18 protein-coding genes, 1 pseudogene and 1 riboswitch are annotated in these 22,029 nt (G+C 52.5%); of the genes and pseudogenes, 9 read left to right on the top strand and 10 right to left on the bottom strand.

The genetic code is table 11. From position 1 onward, the window contains the following. Both AC2FGC_RS22475 and AC2FGC_RS22470 read right to left on the bottom strand, forming a co-directional pair. Window positions 1–537 (bottom strand): TRAP transporter small permease, encoded by a 537-nt coding sequence (locus AC2FGC_RS22475; protein WP_496727353.1) that lies wholly within the window; start codon window positions 535–537, stop codon window positions 1–3. Between the two features lie 69 nt (window positions 538–606). After that, entirely contained in the window at window positions 607–1,623 is a 1,017-nt protein-coding gene (locus AC2FGC_RS22470) for a TRAP transporter substrate-binding protein (protein ID WP_496727354.1), read from the bottom strand. 170 nt (window positions 1,624–1,793) lie between these two features. Between AC2FGC_RS22470 and AC2FGC_RS22465 the strand changes: the two genes are divergently transcribed. Continuing rightward, the gene (locus tag AC2FGC_RS22465; protein WP_496727355.1) at window positions 1,794–2,705 is read left to right on the top strand and encodes a LysR family transcriptional regulator; all 912 of its coding nucleotides are present in this window, start codon (window positions 1,794–1,796) and stop codon (window positions 2,703–2,705) included. Window positions 2,706–2,891: 186 nt separating this feature from the next. Then, complete coding sequence (locus AC2FGC_RS22460) at window positions 2,892–3,134, top strand: hypothetical protein (RefSeq protein WP_496727356.1); 243 nt, start codon at window positions 2,892–2,894, stop codon at window positions 3,132–3,134. A gap of 80 nt (window positions 3,135–3,214) precedes the next feature. Here the strand turns inward: AC2FGC_RS22460 and AC2FGC_RS22455 are convergent, their stop codons facing one another. From AC2FGC_RS22455 to AC2FGC_RS22445, 3 genes are read right to left on the bottom strand one after another with little or no spacing between them, the layout of a single operon-like run. Then, window positions 3,215–4,114: a metal ABC transporter solute-binding protein, Zn/Mn family gene (locus tag AC2FGC_RS22455; protein WP_496727357.1), complete on the bottom strand. Its 900-nt coding sequence runs from the start codon at window positions 4,112–4,114 to the stop codon at window positions 3,215–3,217. Next, window positions 4,111–5,013 (bottom strand): metal ABC transporter permease, encoded by a 903-nt coding sequence (locus AC2FGC_RS22450; protein WP_234416713.1) that lies wholly within the window; start codon window positions 5,011–5,013, stop codon window positions 4,111–4,113. Before AC2FGC_RS22450 ends, AC2FGC_RS22455 begins: the two co-directional genes overlap by 4 nt. Continuing rightward, on the bottom strand, window positions 5,006–5,764 hold the full coding sequence (locus AC2FGC_RS22445) for a metal ABC transporter ATP-binding protein (RefSeq protein WP_496727358.1): 759 nt from the start codon (window positions 5,762–5,764) through the stop codon (window positions 5,006–5,008). Before AC2FGC_RS22445 ends, AC2FGC_RS22450 begins: the two co-directional genes overlap by 8 nt. A 229-nt stretch (window positions 5,765–5,993) precedes the next feature. Beyond that, window positions 5,994–6,204: riboswitch (cobalamin riboswitch) on the bottom strand. A gap of 308 nt (window positions 6,205–6,512) precedes the next feature. Here AC2FGC_RS22445 and AC2FGC_RS22440 point away from each other — a divergent pair. Further along, window positions 6,513–8,258, top strand: coding sequence for an acyltransferase family protein (locus AC2FGC_RS22440; RefSeq protein ID WP_496783512.1), 1,746 nt, complete (start codon window positions 6,513–6,515; stop codon window positions 8,256–8,258). Between the two features lie 1,136 nt (window positions 8,259–9,394). Here the strand turns inward: AC2FGC_RS22440 and AC2FGC_RS22435 are convergent. Then, window positions 9,395–9,922 (bottom strand): hypothetical protein, encoded by a 528-nt coding sequence (locus AC2FGC_RS22435; protein ID WP_496727359.1) that lies wholly within the window; start codon window positions 9,920–9,922, stop codon window positions 9,395–9,397. 953 nt (window positions 9,923–10,875) lie between these two features. Between AC2FGC_RS22435 and AC2FGC_RS22430 the strand changes: the two genes are divergently transcribed. Continuing rightward, window positions 10,876–12,195, top strand: coding sequence for a mechanosensitive ion channel family protein (locus tag AC2FGC_RS22430; RefSeq protein ID WP_496727360.1), 1,320 nt, complete (start codon window positions 10,876–10,878; stop codon window positions 12,193–12,195). Further along, window positions 12,195–13,808, top strand: coding sequence for a mechanosensitive ion channel family protein (locus AC2FGC_RS22425; RefSeq protein ID WP_496783510.1), 1,614 nt, complete (start codon window positions 12,195–12,197; stop codon window positions 13,806–13,808). The genes AC2FGC_RS22430 and AC2FGC_RS22425 overlap by 1 nt, the downstream gene beginning before the upstream one ends. A gap of 105 nt (window positions 13,809–13,913) precedes the next feature. Here the strand turns inward: AC2FGC_RS22425 and AC2FGC_RS22420 are convergent, their stop codons facing one another. Continuing rightward, a complete protein-coding gene (locus tag AC2FGC_RS22420) occupies window positions 13,914–15,860 on the bottom strand; it encodes a DUF3604 domain-containing protein (protein WP_496727362.1) in 1,947 nt (648 codons plus the stop codon). A gap of 253 nt (window positions 15,861–16,113) precedes the next feature. Between AC2FGC_RS22420 and AC2FGC_RS22415 the strand changes: the two are divergent. Continuing rightward, window positions 16,114–17,550, top strand: a pseudogene (locus AC2FGC_RS22415) (arylsulfatase). A 176-nt stretch (window positions 17,551–17,726) separates the two neighbouring features. Then, on the top strand, window positions 17,727–18,134 hold the full coding sequence (locus tag AC2FGC_RS22410) for a (R)-mandelonitrile lyase (protein WP_496727363.1): 408 nt from the start codon (window positions 17,727–17,729) through the stop codon (window positions 18,132–18,134). A 173-nt stretch (window positions 18,135–18,307) separates the two neighbouring features. Here the strand turns inward: AC2FGC_RS22410 and AC2FGC_RS22405 are convergent, their stop codons facing one another. The 3 genes from AC2FGC_RS22405 to AC2FGC_RS22395 all read right to left on the bottom strand — a co-directional run bounded on the left by AC2FGC_RS22405 (window position 18,308) and on the right by AC2FGC_RS22395 (window position 20,238). Then, on the bottom strand, window positions 18,308–18,520 hold the full coding sequence (locus tag AC2FGC_RS22405) for a hypothetical protein (protein WP_496727364.1): 213 nt from the start codon (window positions 18,518–18,520) through the stop codon (window positions 18,308–18,310). Window positions 18,521–19,026: 506 nt separating this feature from the next. Next, on the bottom strand, window positions 19,027–19,380 hold the full coding sequence (locus AC2FGC_RS22400) for a putative quinol monooxygenase (protein ID WP_058284100.1): 354 nt from the start codon (window positions 19,378–19,380) through the stop codon (window positions 19,027–19,029). 96 nt (window positions 19,381–19,476) lie between these two features. Then, window positions 19,477–20,238, bottom strand: a complete 762-nt coding sequence (locus AC2FGC_RS22395; RefSeq protein ID WP_496727365.1) for an IclR family transcriptional regulator — start codon at window positions 20,236–20,238, stop codon at window positions 19,477–19,479. Window positions 20,239–20,308: 70 nt separating this feature from the next. On the opposite strand from AC2FGC_RS22395, the gene AC2FGC_RS22390 reads away from it, so the two are divergent. Together AC2FGC_RS22390 and AC2FGC_RS22385 are read left to right on the top strand one after the other, a co-directional pair. Next, window positions 20,309–21,664 (top strand): selenium-binding family protein, encoded by a 1,356-nt coding sequence (locus AC2FGC_RS22390; protein ID WP_496727366.1) that lies wholly within the window; start codon window positions 20,309–20,311, stop codon window positions 21,662–21,664. Next, window positions 21,661–22,026: a 2Fe-2S iron-sulfur cluster-binding protein gene (locus AC2FGC_RS22385; protein ID WP_170377340.1), complete on the top strand. Its 366-nt coding sequence runs from the start codon at window positions 21,661–21,663 to the stop codon at window positions 22,024–22,026. The genes AC2FGC_RS22390 and AC2FGC_RS22385 overlap by 4 nt, the downstream gene beginning before the upstream one ends. The last annotated feature ends 3 nt before the right edge of the window (window positions 22,027–22,029 follow it).

The following is a 22,029-nucleotide window of genomic DNA, read 5'->3' as shown; positions in this document are numbered from 1 at the left end:
TCAGTCGTGCTTGGCTGCTTCGGTGGCAGCTTTGATTTCATCAAGGTCGATCTGGTCAGGATCATGGATGTCTTCACCTTTGATCAGGCGGCGATAGTTCACCTGAATGATGCGCACGGTCATCAACGCAAAGGCCAGAGGCAGAACCATGTAGACATACTTCATCTCGATACCCAGGGTCTGGGATTTCCAGAACTTGTTCATCTTGTTGAAGACAAAGTCCGTCGCCAGATACAGGAAGTAGACGTTGAAAAAGAGCCAGAAGAGATCGGCAAAAGCCTCAATATACTTGATGTAGCGTTCGGGCAGGAACTTGAACTGGAAGGTCACCCGGTTATGCGCGCCTTTCAATGCCGCATAGCTGGCGCCAAAGTAGACAAACCAGACGAACATGTAGACTGACAGTTCTTCGATCCAACTGACCGAAAAGCCGAAGACTTCACGCGCTATGATCTGTGCAAACAGCAGACAGACGAAGCCGGATAACAGGATCCGGCAGATGATACTTTCGATATTGTCCAGAAATTTCCAGAACATTTCGGAATTCCCTCCTCCCTGAGATGAAAAGAGCGCCGAAGCGCTCTTTTCCTTTTCGCTCTTTGGCGATTATTGCTGGACGGGCTCGCGACCGATGGCCTCAAGGACCGTGTTCAGTTTTTCGACACCACCGATGGATTCGTAGAACTGCGGCCATACGGCACCGGTTGCCAGTTCGATGAACTCGGCTTCATCGTTCTCAGGATCGATGATTGCCATGCCTTTTTCGGTCAGCTCTTCTTTGATCGCAGCTTCAGAGTCACGCAGGAACTGCGCGGAAATCTGAGTTGCTTCCTGACCGGCTTCCAGAATGATCTTCTGATCTTCTTCGCTCAGACCCTGGAAAACAGATTCCGAAACGATCAGCGGTTCGATCGAGAAGATGTAACGCAGGTTGGTCACGTGGTTCTGGACCTCGTAGAACTTCATTGCGTTGATCGTCAGGTAAGGGTTGTCCTGACCGTCGACGACTTTGGTTTGCAGACCGGTGAAGGTCTCGGACCATGCCATCGGAGTCGGGTTGATGCCCCAGGACTTGTACGTTTCGATCATGATCTCGTTCTTGGGAACGCGGATGATCAGGTCCTGCAGGTCAGCAACCGAGCTGACGGGCTTTTTCGAGTTGGTCAGGCGGCGGAAACCTGTGTAGGTCCAGCCGATGATGCGCACACCTGCGTCACGAATGGTGTTTTCCACCAGTTCCTGACCGATCGGGCCTTGGGTCAGCTTTTCAGCATCTTCCAGGGACAGGATCACATAAGGCAGAGTGAACACACCAACCGAAGGCGAGAACGGCGTGATGTTGTTGATCGCCAGCAGCGACATGTCCAGCGTGCCGATTGCGGCCTCGTTGACGGTGTCCTGCTCGGAACCCAGCTGACCGTTCAGAAACAGTGTAGCTGTGTGTTCGCCACCCGATTTTTCTTCGAGTGCCTTAACGAAAGCCAATCCGAGGGCTTCTTGTGCGCTGCCCGCACTATCGCCAACAGCGATCTTAAAGTTTTTCGCGTCGGCTGCGCCCGCTACCATCAGGGCTGCGACCGAAACGGCAGCAGTCATGGTGCCAAGCTTTTTGATGAATGACATAGATGTCCTCCCAGTTTTATCATGTTTCGAGGTGCGCGCTGACCTGGGGAGAGATGGCCAGTCCGATTCTGCCTCGGCTTTTTCAGAGTAGCTTGTGAAATGTGTTTCTATGTTGCCTTTCTTTGCGCGATAGGTTTCATATATATCAAACCTTACGAATTGGGAGCAAAATGGTTGCCTCACGCATCGGCGACAGCGACATCCGATTGCTGCGCGTTTTCAAGACGGTTGTGGAAAGTGGTGGACTGTCTGCAGCCGAAGTTGAGCTGAATATCGGCAAATCGACGATTTCCAAACATATTACCGACCTGGAACTGCGATTGGGCTTAAAACTGTGCACACGCGGGCCTGCGGGGTTTGCCTTAACAGAAGACGGCGCAAAAGTGCTGCAGGCAGCAGATCACCTGCTTGTGTCCGTGTCGCAATTTCGAAACGAGGTCAGCGAGATCAAGGAACAGTTGGGGGGAACGATCCGCATTTCGCTGTTTGATCAATGTGCATCAAACCCGGATTCCCGGCTTGCCCGCGCCATTCATCGGTTCAACGAAGCCGCCCCCTCGGTTCAGATCGAATTGTCTCTTGAGCCGCCAAACGTGATCGAAACCATGGTTATCAGCGGTCAGCTCGACATCGGAATTATTGCGCTGCATCGCCCTTCGACAAGTCTGAACTATGCGCCGTTATATGGCGAGAACATGTTCCTGTATTGCGGCCGGGAACACCCCCTGTTCGAAATACCGGACCGGGAACTCAGGACCAGTGACCTACTCAGGTACAATTATGTTGGGCTCAGCGTGAACTCTCCGAACCTCATTGTCGGTCAGCAACTGGGCTTTCAACGTTCAGCAAAAGTTCAAAGCGAGCAGGCGCTGGCCATACTTATCCTGTCGGGGCGATACATAGGTTATTTGCCTGATCATCTTGCGCAGGATTTTGTGGACCAGGAAAAAATGCGGATGGTGTTGCCAGGCGAAACGCAATATCGAACCCGGTTTGCTGCAGTGACCAGAAAGCAACCTGAACCGACGCGGGTGACCAAACTGTTTCTGGAAGTATTGCAGAGCGAACATTCGAAACCCTGACAACTTCTCGGTCGACACAATGCATGCCGGTTGTGGTCGAAGCGAAGCTTTTCACTTCCTATCAGCACTGAAACGCAAGGTTGGGGTCGCGTTTTTTGTACCGCCAAATACTTGTGACTTTCCGCCACATCACTAGCGTTCGCCTTCCTCTCACTTACATGTGCGGCATCAAAATGAGGCGGACACATGATAGACGACGACCCCCAACCCGCAGGGTATTATAACACGCACGACATATGGACCTTGGACCCCACGCCTGCGGACCAGTTGGTCTATGACGCCTTTGCCTCGGGCGTTGTCGATCTTTTGCAGGTGTTGGATGACAACAAGACGATGATGTCACGGGACGTTTACGCAAGATTTTTCGCCTCGCTATTGGATCTTTCCCGTACTTTGGGAGAATACGAAGACGGCTGGAAGCCGGACTAAGCGACGTTTTCCCAAAACCCAGTGTTCCAAAGCACCGTATGAGGCGGCGGATCAAGCACCGCCTCGTGCCTGAAGACCAATTAGCTTGCGGTTGCGTTCCCAAGTGTATTCAGCAGAGTGTTCAGATTGTGCTGGAACATCGCAAGGTAGCTGGTGGCAGGGCTACCCCGTTCCGACAAGGCGTCCGAGAACAGCCGTCCACCAATCACGATTCCGGTTTCATCCGAGATCTGCTGAATCAAAGTGGGGCTTGTGATGTTTTCAACAAACAACGCGGCAGCACCATCCGCCTTCAGTTGGTCAATCAGAACAGCAAGATCCTTGGCTGATGGCTCTGCTTCGGTGTCGATGCCAACCGGCGCAAGGAAAGTCAGGCCGTAGGCGTCTGCCAAATATCCAAATGCGTCATGTGCGGTCACAACCGTGCGGCGATTGGCGGGCAGACCTGCCAGCTTTGCCTTGGTTTCTACATCCAGCGCCTCAAGCTGCGCGATATAGACCGCGGCATTGGCAGCGATTTCTTCGGCGTGCTCGGGCATCGCCTCTGTCATCACGTCGGCGACATTGGTCACGTAAATCATGCCATTCGACAGCGAATTCCAGGCGTGGGGGTCGATTTTGCCCTCGACTGTGACAGGCGTGATGCCGTCGGTGGCAACGTGCACGGTTGCGTCAGTGCCCGATTCAGCGATTAGGGTATCGGACCATGTCTCAAAGCCCAGACCGTTGACAAAGATGATATCCGCCCGGGCAACGGCCTTCGCATCTGCAACCGAAGGCTGATACACATGCGCATCCGCATCCGGGCCCACGATTGTCGTAACCGTGGCCAGATCGCCCACGACCTCTTCGACCATGTCGCCGAGGATCGAAAAGCTAGCGACGATCTTGACGTTGTCTTCTGCCGCAACGGCCGGCAATGCAGCCAAAGCAAACGACACAGAGGCAATGCCGGCGTAGAGTGACTTTACAAGAGTCATTGTGCTCTCTCTTCTTGTTGAATTTGGGCAATGGGGATGTCTTTGGAAACAGACGGTTTGCGCATCCGTCTGCCAAAACCAAGGGGACCGAAAATAGCCGAGAACAGAAAGAACCCACCGGCAACCAAAACGATCGCCGGGCCGGACGGCGTGTCCGGGAACAAGTAGGACAGGGTCAGGCCGATCCAGCAACTGGACAAGGCAAACACAAAGCCCAGGACCAGTTGCCCGGTGATCGTACTGGCCCAATAGCGCGCCGCAGTTGCGGGCAGGATCATCAAGCCAACGGCCATCAACGTTCCCAGTGTTTTGAACGCGGCCAGCAGGTTCAGAACCAACAGCAGCATAAAACCCTGATCTACCAACCACGGTCGGCGCGTCTGCGTTTCGAAGAAAACCGGATCACAGGTGCTGACAATCAGCGGACGAAGCAGAACGGCGAATGCCAACAATGTTACCGTCGCCACCCCTCCGACAAGGATCATCGACGCGTCGTCGATCCCAAGGATTGATCCGAACAGGAAGCTTTTTAATGGGACTGCGGACCCTGCTGCAGACAGAATAAAGATACCCACCGCCAGTGCGATCAGATACAGCGAGGCAAGGCTGGCATCGCTGCGCAGGATCGTCCGGCGTGCGAGAAAGGCGGTCAAAATGGCGACGCCAACACCCGCGATAAGCCCTCCGACCAGCAGTGACATGACTGACAAGCCCGCCGTGACAAAGCCGATGACGATGCCCGGGGTAATCGCGTGGGCCATGGCCTCACCAGCCAGCGATAGGCGACGCAGAACAAGAAATGCCCCCACCGGCGCGACCGAAGCCGACAAAACCGTGGTTGCCACAAAAGCGCGACGCATGAAGGCAAAGCTCCACATTTCGACGATCAGGTCATACATTGGCGTGCTCCGCTGTTGAATGGGTGCCACGGAACATCCAGGACGCCTGACTTTCCGAGAGGTATCCTTGTGCAACCAGCCGGTCTGGTGTCAGAACGTCATTCACCGGTCCATGGGTCGCCTCTTGCCCGCCCAAAAGCAGCGCGTGGCTGCAATAGTCCAGTACCGAGGAAAGATCGTGCACCACCAAAACCACCGCGCGCCCCTCATCGCGCCATCGGCGTATAATCGACAGCAGATGCGCCTCAGTACTTTGGTCGACGGCGGCAAACGGTTCATCCAGCAGGATCAGCGGCGCGTCCTGCATGATAACCCGTGCGAACAGCGCGCGCTGCAGTTGCCCGCCCGATAGCATATGCAGAGGCCGGTCAGCGATATCCAGTACCCCGGCCTCATCCAGCGCGGCGGCCATCCGGTCACGTGCCGCGGCGTCCAGCCCGGTACGATAACCAAACCCGCGCCAAGCACCCATCGCGGCAAGATCCCTCACACGGATGGGAAATCGGCGGTCGAACTCGGTCATCTGCGCCAGGTACCCGATGTCACCAGGACGGCCCTGCGGCCAAGTCAAACTGCCCGAAAGCGGATCCATCAAGCCCAGCAGCATCTTTACAAATGTGCTCTTGCCCGACCCGTTCGCACCAAGAACGGCCAGGGTTGTCCCGGACGCGATATCCATGGAGAGGCGGTGAAACAATGTCAGGTCGCGGTAGCCCAACGTCAGATCTCGGATTTGTAAAACGGCCGACATCAAATCACCGCGTAAATCGCGAGCCACAAGATCGCCGACAGCGCCAGAGCCCCCGTGACCAGCACCGGAACACTAAATTCCGTCAAGCACTTACCCCTTTGGGTGTCAGCTTTTTGCAATGACAACGGCAACGCCTCCTGTGTTCGGACAGGGGCAAAGCGAGCGCAAGTTCGTGCACGGTACGGACCGCTTGAAACATTGTCATCTCCCTCTGGGACACCCCGCCCAGGTTCATAAATTTCGGATGGCAGGTCTCCTGACTTGCGGGTCAAAGCTATCCCGATCCTTCCCAGGCTATTGCCCAGTGGACGATCTCGGGTCGCTCGCCGCCTACAGTTGCGGGGGCAGTCACGGAATTGGTCTTTTCACAGAACCGCACCGTATTCCCTTTTATCCCTGACCGCAGAATACAGTCGGGAACCATCACGTGGACCAAATACGAATTGATTTGATTCGACAAGAGCGCGAACCAATCGGTGATGGCAATTTGTACCAGGCTCCAATCAGCCAAAAAAATTCTACGATAAGGGTGCTAGCAATGGCAGTGACTTCGCGGGGCTCACTCAGAAGTTTTCAGCCTGGGTCTTGCAACGACCGGAACGCATAAACCTGCCAATACTTTGTTCGATTGGCTGCGGCGGCTCAAAGTTCCTCGACACACTCTTGACGACAGATGCGCTTCGAAAGCTCACAGGCCCGAGCACAAAATACAAGAGTGGGTTTTGATTAAATGCTGTAACGGAAAGAAATTGATGGCCTTCGCAGCATTGCAGTTTTACCAGTGGTTCTTTTTCATTCCGGCATAAGCCTGTTCAGTGGAGGTTTTTTAGGCGTAGACGTTTTCTTCGTTATCAGCGGATATCTAATAACCTCTATTATCCTTGATGATCTTGGAAAAAATAGCTTCTTTCTTTTGAAGTTCTACGAGCGTCGGGCCCGACGGATCTTGCCTGCCCTGAGTGTCGTCGTACTGGTGTGTATTCCTATCGCTTGGTTTACCATGCTGCCCGATCCACTGGAAAACTTCGGCCAGAGTGTCGTGGCCACGATGTTCTCTCTGAATAATGTTCTTCTCACGCTAACAAGTGGATACTGGGACCTCGCGTCCGAGTTCAAACCTCTGGTTCACGCATGGAGCCTGGCAGTTGAAGAACAGTTTTACATAGTTTTTCCGCTTTTGCTTATGGCCCTGTACCCGGTACTTAAACACAGAACGGATCTGCTGGTTTGGGCTATCATCGGGTCCAGTTTCCTGGCGAGCGTACTGTTGGTTCAAACCCACCCGGAGAGCACATTTTATCTTCTGCATACACGCGCCTGGGAACTCGGATTCGGTGCATTGGGGGCCTGTTGGGAAAATAGGCGCAAGGTTAGAGCGAGCAACAGTCTTTCGCTACTTGGCCTTATTGCGGTGATTGCATCTATGGTGATCTTTGACGGGACCATGCAACACCCGTCATACCTGACAGCCGTTCCGGTCGTCGGGTCTTTGCTCGTTCTCCTCTATGCAAAGGAAGGCACTTTTGTCGCCAAACTGCCGAGCATCAGAATTCTGGTTGGCATTGGCCTGATCAGCTACAGCCTGTATCTCTGGCACCAACCAATTTTCGCATTTGCGCGCATTGCTAGCTTTGAAGAACCCAGCCCGTATTTTCTTGCCAGCTTGATACCATTTGCATTCCTTTTGCCCTATCTGACCTGGCGTTTTGTCGAACAACCGTTCCGCAACAAAAACGCGATCTCTCTTTCACGCCTTGTTGTTTCGTGCACCGCAGTGACCGCAACGCTGTGTGCTGTTGGGCTTTCGCTGTATCTCGGACAAGGCTTCCCTACACGCGTTTTCGACACGGATCGAGAGGTCGCAGCGGGGATGCACATTGGGTATAATCACCGCATCAGCCAGTACGACGCAGAAAAGTTTGATACGAACAGCGGCATCAACATTTTGATTGTCGGGAACAGTCAGGCCCGTGATTTTGCGAATATTCTCATTGAGATGGGCATAATGAAGGATGCAAATCTAATTTATCGCGACGCACTCAATGTTTGCGAGCCCAGGCTTTGGGACGATGACACAAAATCTTTGATACAAAATGCTGACGCGACTTTCTTGCCAATCGTCAACCTTTCCGGCGCTTGCAAACTCTTTCTTGAAAACGGGCATGCCGCGCAACACAATATCGTCTTCGTCGGCCCCAAACACTTTGGTTATAGTCTCAATGCATTCACCTTACTGCCCAGGTATGGTCGGCCAAACTATACGACTAAGGTATTCGAAGAAATAGTTGAGGCAAACAGGCAGAATGCGTCGGTCATACCGGCTGGTTTGTATGTCGATATCATCAGCTACGCGACCACAAATGGGAATCAGATCCATGTTTTCGATCAAAATGGAGACATTATTTCTGCGGACCGAGTGCATATTACCCAAGCCGGAGCCCAATTCTTTGCTTTATTGATGAAAGACCATCCAGCGTTTGAGATCTTTTTCTAACGCTGGGTCTGCGCATGTTCTGTCCTGATCAAAAGAAACAGATATGTGCGGCTTTAAAGTCTAAAAGGAGAGCGATGGCCTTCTTCCAAATCGAGTTGCCGGGCGGTGCCATTTCCCCAGCCTCCCGACAATAGTCTCGATCCGAGTACCCCCGGCGTTTGCGGTCATCCGAAGTTTAGATCAGGGAAATGCGCACCGGATGTAACAGTACTTCCGTCACGACGGCGGCCCGGCCCCAAAGCAAATGCTGCCCCACCGGAGGCACTTAGGGAGCAAAAGCCCCCACATTCTTCTCCCAAACATCGCCAAACAACCCAGCGGCAGGGCATTGCGTCCTTGAATTTGGCTCTGTGTCCCTAAACGTCACCAGCAAAACCGCCCCTTGACCTGACCGACCGGGTAGCAAGTCAAATCTGGCGATTTGAGATGCGATTGGGCTCTAAGCAACTCCGCAACCGCTTCGAGATGTGAAACTGGCAGGACATGCACGACATCATCGGAGTCGCGTTTACAGACGCGTTGGGCCGCATTCGTTACTTTATACCTACATCCCGCTTTGGGTTTGAGCGGTTCAAGGACAGCCATGCACTGTGAAAAATTCTGGACAATTCGCGTTTCAAATCCCTTTCGGAGGTATACCCACACTCACAACTGTATCCTGTTGCTTCCACAATGCTTCCAGTCAGTTTGGACCTAACGCAAAAAGCCTCGCGTTATGCGAGGCTAAGTATTTGATATCCGACCTTAAAGTTTGGTTGCGGGAGCAGGATACCAACGATGTTTGCAGTCTCTGCTCTTCAGTACCGCATAGGCGCAATTCACATTCTTGCTCAGGTTCTTCTTAGTCGCGTGATATGTGTCGAGACTGTTGCACTTATGCACTATCGTCCGCTTCGCGCTGGCAAACGGACATCCGACAGAAACAGTCAGATGACCGCTTCGAGCCCGAATCGGACGTATTTTCGTGCCTCCAAAAATGTTATTTTGGAACAAAGGGACAAACTGTCTAAGTCACAAGACAGTGTTGATCGAAGTTAAAGCCTAAACTCGACTAAAGGCTTCCTCGATACTCAGGAGTCGCACGGTCAAAAACAAAGCCGCCCACAAAGTGAACGGCCTTGAAGCATTGGCACAGGTCAATTGGTCAGAGAAGCATTGCACTCACGCGCCGCTTCAATCGCCTTCTTGGTACCAGCAAGGCTTATGTCGAAAGCAAAATTGGACTCCGGCATTACAATCATCGTTTCGCGTTCCATCACGTCTGTGACGAAGTCAGGATTGTTAGCAAGGAGATAACCGCCCTTGTACCCGTCTGCCAAGTTGGGTGGAGCTGCTTTCGTATCGCCATAGTACAATTTGTTGTCCATGAGCAGCTCAACTTTATCATCCTTAAATTCGATGTCCGCCTTTGTAAAAACACCCATGTAGCCGAAGTCTTTGTCTGGGGTCAGACCCATTTGAACAACGTTGGTATTCTCATCTACCCGTTCGATCAGGCAAGTATTTCTGCTCTTATCCACAAAAATATTCCAGCCGGATTCCTCGCCGTAGTTTACGAACTCTGCGTTGTCTTTTGGCAGAATGTTTTTGTCCTTGGCGTGTCCTACGGTTGCTCCGCATGCAAGAACAGCAGCGGCAACAAGCATCATGGCTGTCATTTTCATAGGAACACTCCCATTAAAATATCGCATAGTGAAGATATGAGAATAAACCGTTAACGCGAGTCTTCAAACCAAAAAAATGGCTGCGTCTTTTCCAAAGGCTTGAAAAGCGTTTGATAGAGCGACCACCTTATGCAACAGGACCGAACCAGATCTAGAAGGTCCGGTCGGTCGCTCTGCCAACGGAAACTCATTACAACCCAATCCCCAAGAAAACCTGCATCGTTCGGAGGGAAACCGAGTGAACAACGCGGGCAGTAGTTTAGGGGTGTTGTTTTTACGGTACTGACCGAAAGATGGATCAATGTGCCCCGCGTCACCTTTATCTGGGATGATAGGCGACGCGGGGATTTAGTCTGGTCATGGGACTGGCCAGACTATCTCGAATGTGTGGTTCATCGTGGGTCTAAGCTGAGTTGGCATGAACACTAGATCTGTACACTATTGTTCAAATTCGAAACCCTACGATTGCAAGGCGCGACTACAATTCTGACGCGTACCTGTATGCATATATGTACATGCACGTTTAAATCACGCGAGAGCAAACTTCTTGGCGCGCGTAAAATTATTTGAATTGTTGCTTTTTAGATTCAAGTATTCGAATGCGTAGCAAATTTGTATTACCTCTGTTGCTCGCGCATTCGCCAGACTTGTCTGGTTGCCTCCTGGAGACGCAAGTGAGTGGTGTCGCCAGGAGGCCATTATTTTCGGTTTAATGGGTCTAATAGACAAAGCCTTAAATTCGACGTGCACAGCAAATCTATGACCCCTCCACGCAAACTTTAGTTTCGTTCGCAAAACCGTGGTTCCTCCATTTTGAGAGGTTCTCTATATCGACAGCGGCCCAAAGATCTGTGGTGTTCGTCACAGTGAAATATTCAAATATAAACATAATTCTGGATTTGTTGCGTCTGAGTGTGCTCTCTTCGACCGTTAAAGAAGTAGGGGACAGATAGATGAGACGAGCACTGAGAACGTTGACGATCTGGTCATTCATTTGGTTCACGGCATTAGCGAGCGCTTTTCCTGCCGGCGCGCAAGAGACTGAGGCGGACCAAGAGGCTGTGGAAGTCGAGAATGACAATCTTATAAATGCAGTCGTAGATGAGATGATTGTTGCCGACGATCTCGAGATCCTACTTGTTCCCTTAACCGCGGAAGAGCTTTCCCAGATCGCTGGTACTTGGCAGAGTTATGTGCGCTCGCGGCTCGAAGAAGTCGCGCAGGTAAACTTGCAACTTCGGTCGGCGAGCGGAACTCGGGAAGACAGCTTGCGATCTCAGTTGTCCTCCTTGAACGACACTGGATCAGACATTCTCAACAACTATCGCCTGGTGCTCGACGCATGGACCCTGAAAGGCGCAAAGGCGGAAGAACTAGAACCCCATACTGACTATATTCTCGCATTGAAAACAGGAGCCCTAAAAACAACCGATCTTCAAACACTTTTTCAGAACGCTTGGGCGTGGTTGTTCTCGTGGGATGGGGGCGTTGGCCTGCTGATGGCTGGTTTGGGCGTTTTATTGGCAGTTTGGGCCATGATGTTCATTGCTCGAATGGTGCGTCGGGTCACTGAACGGGGTCTGAATAAAATTCCAACTATCTCCAGAATGCTGAAACGCTTCATTGCCACCGCCGTGTACTGGGCCGTTTTCGTCCTTGGTATACTCGTCGTTTTAGCTTTGTTCGGAGTTAACGTTACACCGCTTTTTGCCGTGCTCGGCGGTTTGTCGTTCATCCTAGGTTTTGCATTGCAGGAAACGCTGGGAAACCTCGCAAGCGGTCTGATGATCATGGTTCTCAAGCCATTCGACACTGGCGACTATATCCAAGTAGGCGGCTCTTCTGGGTTTGTGGATGAGATGTCGGTGGTTTCAACCAAGATCAGAACATTCGACAACCAGATTATTATAGTTCCCAACAGCAAGATTTGGGGGGATGTCATTACCAACGTAAGCGCATCCGAAGAACGTCGGGTCGATCTGGTCTTTGGTATCGCCTATTCGGACAACGCTGCCCAAGCAATTGAAGTGCTCAAAGACTTAGTTGCGCGTCACCAGCTTTGTCTGAAGACACCAGAACCAGAAATTTTCGTGGGTGAGTTGGGAGACAACTCCGTCAACATCTTTTGCCGTCCATGGTCCAAGTCAGATGACTATTGGACCGTCTATTGGGACCTAACCGGTCAAGCAAAAGAGAGGTTTGATGAAGAAGGTATATCTATACCATTCCCGCAACGCGATGTGCACATAATCCCCGCAGAAGGAGCAAAATAATGAGGGCTCTTACACTTTGGTTACTGCCACTTCTATTCGTCTGCGGTGTCGCGTTTGCTCAGTCTGAAGAAATCCTCGCACCAACTGAAGAGAGAGATGATCCCGAGTTTATTGCGCCGGTAATAGTGGATGGTGAAGAATTGTTCTTGGTACGCGGGTCGAGTGCGTTGCCCGCAACCGAACGAGCGAGAAAGATTGAGGAGCGGATCGCTCAAGTCGCCGATGCATCCACGAAAGCTTCAGTTCAGCTTGAGATTTCGGACGCCGAATTTGGGAAAATGATACGCGTTGACGGGCAGATGGTTACGATAACCACCCAAGCTGATGCTGAGCACGAACAAATGGCTATTGAAGTTCTGGCTGGGCTTCAAGCTGAGGCGATTGAGCTTGCAATTCTTCAATACCGAGATGCTAGGTCCAATGAAGGCAGAGTAGATAGTGCGATGGCTGCATTTGCTTGGACGGCAGTCTTTGCCCTCGTTTCGTATGCGTTTTTTGCGAAGCGACGGAAGCTATTGGACTACATCAGAAACAACTTGGAAAAGAGAGCTGAAGGCGTCGAGGAAGCCACCAAATCAATCTTGAGAAGCCGGGCAATCGCGTCGATTATAGTCTATTCGATCCACATATTGATGTGGGTCCTGTTTCTGTTCTTTTTCTACTACTACCTTTCATTGGTGCTACTCTCCTTTGCTGAAACACAGGGCATAGCCCAGATCCTCTTGAAGTACGTCAGCGAGCCGCTCGTAACTGTCGTTTTGGCAATTGTTGGATACGTCCCGAACCTGATCATGCTCGCAATCATCGCAGCTGTGACACGGTTGGCAATTCGCGGCCTCGACTTGTTCTTTGAAAACCTTGAAAATGGTGCTTTCGAACTCAAAGACTTTGAAGATCATTGGATCGCTCCAACCAAGATGTTGTTCAGAGCTTTGGTCATCGTCATCGCGCTGGTGTTTGCCTACCCGTATATCCCTGGTTCCAATTCCCGAGCCTTTCAGGGCTTGACGATTTTGGCGGGTATCATGGTTTCGCTCGGTTCGAACACGGTTGTTTCAAACATGATGGCCGGCCTTTTTGTCATCTACAGGCGCAGTACCAACGTCGGTGATCGCATTCAGGTTGGCGACAAGATTGGGGATGTAACCGAGATCAAGTTAATGGAAACACTCATTAAATCGATAAAGAACGAGATGATAAGCATTCCAAATGCACAGCTGCTCAATTCCGAGGTCGTAAATTATTCGCGCAAAGTGGATGGCCGAGGGCTGTTGGTCCACACGACAGTAGGTATCGGATACGAGGAGCCACCAAAGAAGATAAAAGCGATGCTGATAGAGGCAGCTCATCGAACTCGAGGGTTAAGAAAGGCTCCTGAACCTTTTGTGCTTTGGACGCAGCTGGCTGATTATGCAATAAATTATGAGATCAGCGCATACACTTCGCGCGGATCGAGCCTGCCCAAGATTTTGTCCGATTTGCGCGAAAACATTGTCGATGTGTTTAATGAAAACGGAACACAGATCATGACACCGTCTTACATTGCAGACCCGCTGGAACCCAAAGTTTCGACAGAAGAATGGGACGGCAAGCTTGCTCATCACGTTGAATAAACCGCATTCAGCCCTAAGCGGACGTTCGCATGAACGCATTAGCCTACTGTTGCTGCGACAGGAACTGCCGGGCTTTTACCGCAACGACGTCGGATTAGGTATTTTTCAGTTCTCGGGCGTATACCAAATTGGCGAAGTGTACGCGCGTTCCTGCGTTGACGTGGGAACCTCCGCGGGAAGTTCGTCTCCGAACCGAACAGCATCGTAAATTGTCCACCTCGGTGTGGGAATTTCCAAGACTCGGGCATAGAAGAAAGCCCGTACTGAAGGATCGAACTCAGGGTCTGTCCAAACAGTGATCAGCTCTGGAGACCCTATGGAATTGGTAAACGTGCCCGTTGCAACATCCACGGTGTTCCCCACCGCTGGCAGGTTGCCGTCCGCATCGGGTTCTCGGTCTCCCGACCAAGCCACGTCATAGACCCGCTCTACAGTTTCGCCGCTGGAATTTAGCCAACCTTTCACAATCTGAACACGGTCGAGATTGCCGGAGAACGGATCTTTCAGCGCAGCAACCAAGAAGGTTGGGGCGTCCGCGCCTTCTGTCGCGTCTGCGAGGTCCCCACCCATCGGAACGCCTTTTTCATATCCTATTTCTGCGGGCAAACGAGACCTTGCATCAGCTTCCGTAAAGTCCCAACCACCAAAGAAACGGACCGCGATGCGACTACCGGTTGTCCCGTAAACCTCTTTCCGTTCCATGGCGTCGAATATGGCTTCGCGTGTGTTGTCTTCAGCCCAAACTGCTGCGTAGCCAGAGGCCGCCATTTCCCACCCGAGAATCCTCAAGGCATCGAACTCGCCAACGACATGTTGCCAACGGCCGGGTTCTGGTTCGACGCCAGAGTGTTTGCCAAAGAAATTGTCTTCTTCCGCTGTTGCCAAAGCCGTATGGCTGTCGGTAGAGCCCACCACGCCAAATTTATACGGATTAGTACCCAGCTGAGCCTCTAGTTTAAGACCGTTCTTCAAGGCCTCACGGGCATACTCGTATTGGAGCATCCAGTCTTCCTTGGGCGTTGGGCCGAGGTTGGATTTATCCCAAGTTTCATAGTCTGCGAATTCATCGTTTGGGCTTAAAAACGGGTGCGTTTCTCCGTCACCTTTGATTTGGGTGATCTCATACATCGGCTCCCACTTGGCACGCCGCTCTGCGTAATCCGCCGTCAACGGTTCACCCGTTTCAGGGTTTGTCTCAACCGGAAACATCAGGCCGTTGGAAACGTTGCCGTTGTGGGCAAGGGCCAGTACACGACCGCCAGTCTCTTGCTCATATGTTTCCATCCAGTCCCATAGCCGTTCTGGATTGAAGGTTTCCGCGGTTGTGAAGGGCAGCATTTGCCGAGCGCGAATGGCATCATCCCGGTAGATCACGTTACGATGGAGGTTGTTTCCAGCTTCGGTGGACGTCCACTCGTATCCGATGAACGCAGTGAATGTGCCGGGCGCGTTGTGATGATCCGCAGTTTGCGTGAACTCGTCCCACACGGATTGTACAAACCTGCGATCTGAAACAGCCTCGGGAAGTGCCTCGCCGGTGATGCCAGCAAAGGTTTCAATGACTTCCATAGTCGCTCCAAGTGCAACGTCTCCGCCCGCATTAAGCCGTTCGCTCCAGTCTCTGAGCGTTGCATCGCGCATCAGCGTAGAGTTTCCCGCGATGATTTCATTCATTGCACCCATGGCATCAGAATGATCGGATACAACAAGCCAGTCGAGCGGACGCGATAACTTCACACGGAGGCCATGCGATGTGGTGACTTCCTCACCACGTGCAAACCTATAGGCATCGTCGGGGTTCAGAATGACGCCAAATCCGCGCGCATCGAGCGAATTTGACGTGTGCAGGTGAGTGTCACCCCACAGAGGTCGTGTAGGAAAGTCTCGACCTGCATAAGGTGAGAAATCAGCAGGCGCGGGTTCGCGCATATCATCAACCGATATGGTCATCTCTCCGACTTGCCCGCCTTGTGCGGCCTCTTGAGCATTTGAAGAACTTGATATGAATGCTGCAGAAACTATTGCTGTCGATGTCGTCAGAAAAAACTTCATTTGAACCTCCCAGCCGCGCTGAATGCCAGCCTATGCCAACATCTGATCTGACTGTTCGTCAAGGAAAACAACGGTTTTTCTTAGATGAGCTCAGAAGATCTCAGGAGAGGCTCGACTAGCCCGGGGCCGCAGCTTCACCCTTACCTCTGGCGCTCAGCCACGGTGAAAAAGCACCGCAATGAGACGACGTTATTGACGACTGGTGACTTGGTTCGTCAGTCTTGAGCTCGTGATCTTGATTGGAGGCGATATCATGAAGTGGTTATTGCGAACATTCCTACTGTCCTTATCTCTTCTATTTTCCTCAGCTGCTTCAGCACAGGACAAACCCAACATCGTATTCATATTTCTTGATAATTTTGGCTGGGGTGAACCCGGATTCAACGGTGGGGGCATTATCCGCGGTACAGCGACTCCCGAGATGGACGCCCTGGCAGCGGAAGGATTACGACTCACGAACTTCAACGTGGAAAGCCAGTGCACGCCGTCCCGTGCAGCGACCATGACAGGACGGTACGGCGTTCGCAGTGGCAACCATACAGTCCCTCTTGGAGGTGGCGTCTACGGTCTGACTCAGTGGGAAATCACGATGGCCGAGATGCTGAAGGAGGTAGGATACAACACGACCATGTACGGCAAGTGGCATCTTGGATGAACCGAAGGGCGCTATCCAACGAATCAAGGATTCGACGAGTTTTACGGCGTTGAGACCACTGACGTTACAGTCTGGCGCACGCTTCCGGGTTTTGCCGATGCCAACATGGAAGAGCCTGTAGTGATGCAGGGTGTTGCAGGCGAGCCAGCAACCATCGCTCAAGACTACGATCTGGACTATCGCGGCGAAATAGATGGCGACCTGACGAAAAAGGCCATCGAGTTTATCGAAGCGAAGAGTGCCGAAGACGCGCCGTTTTTCATCTATCTTGCTTATACTCAGACCCACTATCCAAACATCGCGTCCGAGGAGTTCGAAGGCGCCACTGGAAACGGCGTCTGGGCCGACATTCTGCTTCAAACAGATAGCTATATCGGACGTATTGTTGATGCGATTGAGGCGGCAGGCGTTTCCGACGACACCGTGGTGATATTTACTGCTGACAACGGCCCCGAAGCTCTTCCGGTTGGGAACGCCAACGTCTCGCCAGTTCCTGCGGTACATGGTACGGCCGGGCCTTGGCGCGGTACTCTGTTCACCAGCCTCGAAGGAAGCATGCGTGTACCCTTTGCAATCAAGTGGCCGGGGAAGATCCCTGCCGGTTCTGAAAGCAACGATGTTGTCCACTCAATGGATCTCTATCCGACACTTGCGACTTTCGCAGGAGGCAAGGTGCCTGATGACAGGGCTTTTGATGGTGTCGACCAGTCAAAGTTCTTTCTTGGTGACCAACCAAACTCAAACCGAGAAGGCGTGATCGTCTACATGGGTAAGCAGATATTCGGCGTAAAATGGAAGGATTGGAAAGTTCTTTTCAAAGAGAATACGACGGCTTTTGGTGCAACGGAGTCTTACGACACACCAAGGATCTACAACCTTTTGAATGACCCACACGAGCGTGAAAGCGTACTCTTCCCGCACACATGGGCGGCCGAAAAGGCGCTGCCGCAGTTGCAGGAGCACATTGCAACCTTCGAGGAATACCCGCCAATCCCACCAGGAACGCCTGATCCGTACGAACCAACCAAAAACTGAACGGCGGCTTTGTCCGCAACTCGGCCGTAGGTCCTGTTCAAACCGATGGCCGGTTCCAGTCGCATTCTGGGCATTCGACAATGGCGCTCTGATGGCCGCGTCGACCCGGCGCGCCTCTGGGTTTGAAATCGGAACTCTGCTAAGTCGCTGAGAGAAGCGCATCGAAGGAGCACATCATGGAGATTCACCGCGCCGGGGACCGGCCCTCTCAATTTCCCGGCAATGAGTATTTCACCGGTACGGTTCGCTTTGATCCCGTTGTGACAGGGAATGATCCCTCGCCGGTCAAGATTCTTACGGTGACTTTTGAACCCGGCGCACGGACAGCTTGGCACACGCACCCTGCCGGTCAAACGCTGCATGTTTTGTCGGGCTTGGGCCTGGCTGGGTCTGAGGGGCAGCCAGTGCAGGTGTTGCGCCCTGGCGATACGGTGTGGTTCGCGCCAGGAGAGCGACATTGGCACGGCGCGTCGCCAGACTGTGCGATGACCCATCTGGCTGTGCAGACGTCTGTCGAGGGCAAGACTGCGGATTGGATGGAGCATGTCTCGGACGAGGATTACAGCACAGCCCGCGCAGAATGAAGCGTTTGAGCCCTACCGAGCAAGTCGCAGCATAGTAACCCTTTCTACGCCCATTCAAAAAGGGGTTAACGAATTTTTTCATCTCGTGACAGGCGCGGCCCTCGTTTCGTCCCTGAGGGGTCCGCACAGCGCGTTTTCACTCTTCTGGATTTCTGGCCCCCTCAGCCACCCATTTACCCTGCAAAATCCCCTCGCTGCAGAACGTCTCTCGCCCGTGCCATTTTCTGCGCGTTGGCCACAACCTCATGCGCTCCGTCGCGCACCGCCTCATCGAACAGAGAAGGCTCCTCGTACCCACATGCATTGCAGGCAGCCTTCTCACCCGTAACCACCGCATCCAGCGATCCGCATTCCGGGCATCGTGCCTGGACGTCATCGTTGAACATATCGCGACCTCTCCTTCCTTTACCTATTGCCAGAACCGGGTCCCCCCGCCATCATCGCTGATTGGCGCATCCGCTTGAACTCGTCTGGGGTGACAGTTCCGCTGCTGACATCGATACCTTTTGGGATCCGCGCTCTCTTGTGTCCGATCGCGCGAACGCTGCCTCTTGTGATCTCCAGACAGGTCGACCCGTAGCATGTCAGCCCGCTTGTGTTGATTTGGATGGCAGTCTGACCGTTCGCGTCAGTGACCAATGGAGCCTGTGTAGGTGGGCTGCACGCTGAAACCAGCAACGCAAACCCAAAATAGATCCATCCGTTCATACGAAATTCCCTTTTTCTCTAAAATAGGCTGGCAGCTGTTCAGTCAAATCTGTCGGGTATCAGCTTCGAGCGCATCGAAGACGCTCTTGAAATATCATCGCATGATCGCATCGAGTCCAAAGCGGACCAGCACCGAAACCCGTAATGTTCTCGCACGGACGAAAATCTCAAACGTCGGTCAATTTTACCATAGTAGCAGGCTTGCTTTTTGCGCCTCGAAACCTTTTGGCGTCGGAAAAAGCGAGCGCATCCTGGCAACAAGTTCGATCTCACCATCCAGCATCTTTCGGACAGTGTTCAACCAGTTATTGAAGGTTTCAGATTCCCAATGATCTTGGACCGCGGCTTCGTTTCTGAACACTTCGTAGAAATAGAAACGATTTGGGTTTGTCTCATCCACCATAATATGAAACTGGAAAACATCGGGTTCTTCACTGACAACATTTTGCGCTTGGAAGATGCTGGCGTCCAAAAATGGCTGCCGATACTCAGGTTTTACGTTGATCACGAAGAACCCACCAAACATTGCATCGTCCATATTTGTCTCCCTCATTGACCTAAAAGCGGCGAAGGTCGCAAAACACACCTGTCCTGCTGGATAGCGTTAACCTACAGCACTGCGATACCCACGAACCTAAGCGGGTATCCTTTCTTTATCTGCTTCACCCCATCCTAGCGCGCGTGCAAGTTCGTGTGACATTGTGGTAAGTGTATGGCCAATCTTTTCTCGCTTCGAAGGTGTAAACACCCGAAGAGACGCCGTAGCGCCGATTGAAAGCGTCGCACCAACACCTGTCTTGGTCAGCGTTGTTGCGACAGAACTGATCCCGTGCTCGAGCTCTTCAACACATACGGCATACCCTTTGGCTCGAATGACATCGAGTTCCGCGGCCAGATCCTTAGGGTCTGTAATCGTCCGATCTGTGTACCGCTTAAGCTGCCCATCCAATCGGTCTTGAGACAGCAGCTCAGGCGACACGGCGGCGATTGCCTTGGCGCAAGAGCAAGCGTGCATTGGTCGTTTGCCCATACCTGGATGAAGAAAAGACACGCCCGTCTGCGGTGTCTCCACATGAATAATCTCAACCCAATGGCCCCGTAGCCGAGACAAGAAAAACGCAGCGCCATAGTCATTAGCGGCGCCAGAGAGGACAGGCGCAATCACCTGCAAAAGAGCGGGATCAGAGTGATCGCTCAACGTGATACGCTTTAGCCTAATCCCAATCGCGAACTCACCGCGGGTTGGTGATTCAAGTAGGCCGGACAAAACAAGGTCTTGAACCAGCCTGTAGGCCGTCGGTTTAGGTATATCGGACTGGGCACAGATATCCGCTACGGACGCACGTCCTTTTTGACCCACGATTTCCAAAATCAGCGCTAATCGTTCGAGATGCATTTTTCTCACTTTATGATAACTAAGTTTTCGATATACGATACAATTTAGGGAATCAAGGGAGGAGCATACGATGGATGGACAATGCTGTGGACCGGGCTTCAAGAGTCCGCAAGAAGCCATCAAAGCCCCCCGAGAAAAGCTACTCTACACGATCGCCATCTACACCGGGACAGGGATTCAGAAACCTGATTACCTTGCTACAGTGGATGTCGACCCTGACAGCTCGACCTATTCTCAGGTAATCCATAGGCTGGAAATGCCGGGGATTGGGGACGAGCTTCACCACATGGGGTGGAACGCCTGTTCGTCCTGTCACGACGACGGCTCGATGTCCCGCAAATACCTGATCCTGCCGGGCGTACGCTCTAACAACCTTCATATCGTTGATACAGCCACTGACCCGCGTGCGCCGCGGTTGCATAAGGTCATCGACGGGGCCGAAATCAAGGCCAAGACAGATTTATCGGGCCCGCATACGGTGCATTGTTTGGGCTCGGAAATCATCATTTCCTTCCTTGGAAATGCCAAGGGTGAAGCTCCTGGAGGCTATCTGCATCTCGATAAAGAGTTCAACATCGTCGGTCGCTGGGAAACCTCGATGGGCGAGATCAAATTCGGCTATGACTTCTGGTACCAACCACGCCACAACGTGATGGTCAGTTCCGAATGGGCTGCGCCCAATACCTTCATGCCGGGCTTCGATCTGGAAGAAGTGGGCCATCTGAAATATGGGCGCGAGCTGCATTTTTGGGATTTCGAAAAGCGCGAACCGGTCGAAAGCTTCTATCTGGGTGAAGACGGGCTGTTGCCACTGGAAGTCAAGTTCCACCATGACCCCGACAGCACGCATGGGTTCTGTGGCGCAGCTCTTTCGACCAATGTGATCCATTGGTGGCAAGACGATGCAAAAAAGTGGCAGTGGGAAAAGATCATCGACGTGGGAAACGAGATGCACCCCGAATGGCCGATCCCGTTGCCGGGGGTTATGTCGGCGATCCTGATTTCGATGGACGACAAATACTTGTACCTGAACAATTGGCTGCATGGAGATATGCGCCAGTATGACATCACCGACCCGCATAATCCCAAGCTGACCGGCCAAGTGTTTATGGGGGGCCTTTTGGGTAAAGCTCCGATCGTTAACGGGGTCGAGGTCGCGGGTGGTCCGCAAATGTTCCAACTCTCTCTCGACGGGCGAAGGCTTTATGTCACGACCTCGCTGTTCTCGACTTGGGATAACCAGTTCTATCCCGAGATCCGCGAAAAGGGCGGGGTTATGGTGATGATCGATTGCGACCCTGAAAACGGTGGTATGAAGATCAACGAGGATTTCATTGTGGACTTTGGCAAAGAACCGAATGGTCCATCGCGCTGTCACGAGAGCCGGTATCCGGGCGGTGATTGCACAAGCGACATCTGGCTATGACTATGTATACCGTGACGATCGCGAACAGAGATGGCGCGCAATACTGTGTGGATGCGCGGCGTCCACTTCTTGAAACGCTGAGAGAACAGGGCGTCGACTTGCCTTTTGGGTGCAAGTATGGCGGCTGCATTACCTGCGCGGCAAAACTAAAGACTGGCGCGATCGATCAACGCCGACAGGTTGCGCTGAATAATCGGCAAATCGCGAACGGCTATGTGATCCTTTGCGTGGCACGTCCGACATCCGACATCACGCTTGAGATCGGGGTCGAGAGCCATGACAAGCTGTACCGCAATCCGTTTCTCGACCCTCTCAAACCCCACGAACTCAAGGCTGACATTGCGACGCCGAAGGAAGGTTAACCG

The sequence above is a fragment of the Ruegeria sp. CDSC054 genome (genome assembly GCF_059610645.1).
Note: the sequence above shows the minus strand (reverse complement) of the source record. Positions and strands in the feature narration are given on the sequence as shown.